The organism is Pyrobaculum sp. (assembly GCF_049971835.1).
Taxonomy (GTDB): Archaea; Thermoproteota; Thermoprotei; order Thermoproteales; family Thermoproteaceae; genus Pyrobaculum.
On record NZ_JBMFKV010000394.1, the window covers coordinates 1 to 882 of the forward strand.

General features: G+C 59.1%; 2 protein-coding genes. Both read right to left on the reverse strand.

From position 1 onward, the window contains the following. Positions 1–9 precede the first annotated feature (9 nt). Complete coding sequence (locus ACP5J3_RS14920) at positions 10–492, reverse strand: PaREP1 family protein (protein WP_428496395.1); 483 nt, start codon at positions 490–492, stop codon at positions 10–12. 93 nt (positions 493–585) lie between these two features. Beyond that, a partial coding sequence (locus ACP5J3_RS14925) for a hypothetical protein (RefSeq protein ID WP_428496396.1) occupies positions 586–882 on the reverse strand: 297 nt, incomplete at its 5' end.

The window sequence follows — 882 nt, forward strand, 5'->3', positions numbered from 1 at the left end:
GGCTCCGTGTTAAGACTGTGGGCTGGACGCCGCTCTTTTGATATAGGACACTACCTCCTCTACGTCTCTCTTTACCATATCTTCGCTGGCGTATCTGGACGCCTCTGCGTCTCTGTCTAGGCTGTTGTATTGGAACTCGTGTAGGTTCAGGGCGAGCTCGACTATTAGCCGTAGCTCTCTGTCGCCGACTAGAGCCGCCACTTCCCGCATTCTAGACGTGGGCATTGTGGCAATTATCCACTCTCCCCTCTCCACGATTTTGTTGGGTCCGAGCCTGCGCCTGCCTGGGAAGGCGGCTACTACCTTGTCTCTCTGCGCCGCGGCCACTGCCGCCAGGTAGGCCTTGACTGCTTGAAACGCCTTGCCGGCGGCGTTTCGAAGGAGGCCGTTTTTTAGAAACTCCTCTGCGAGCTCCGCCTCGTACATAGCCTCCTTTAGGCGATCTCGCTGGTACTTTTCTAAATCCACCCAGGGCTTTGTGAGAGAGAGCACGTCTGTAACTGTGGAGAGAGTTTTAAACCTTTCCCACCTCCGCCGTTTTCGACAGGCGCCGCGTGGCGCGTCTGCCCCTACCTAGACTATCTTTCAATACTTCGGCCTCGGTATCACGCCACACGCCGTGGGGCGGGCGTCAACGTGGTGCATCGTCAACAGGGAGGTGCCCTGTCTGATCAAGCCGGCGCTGTGCCTCCATGACTGTGCGACGGTCTTGGCGGGGGTCTTTTCGCGGGAGTGCTCGGCTGTGCGGCTGGCGGTTGCACAGACTTGGAGGGTGTGGGGCGGTGCCTCGTACCTAGCCTCTGCGCTATTTTTTCCGCGGCGATCTGCGCCGAGGGTCGTCTGCTTATCCCACGCTCCTACGGACCGCGACCACATCCACGT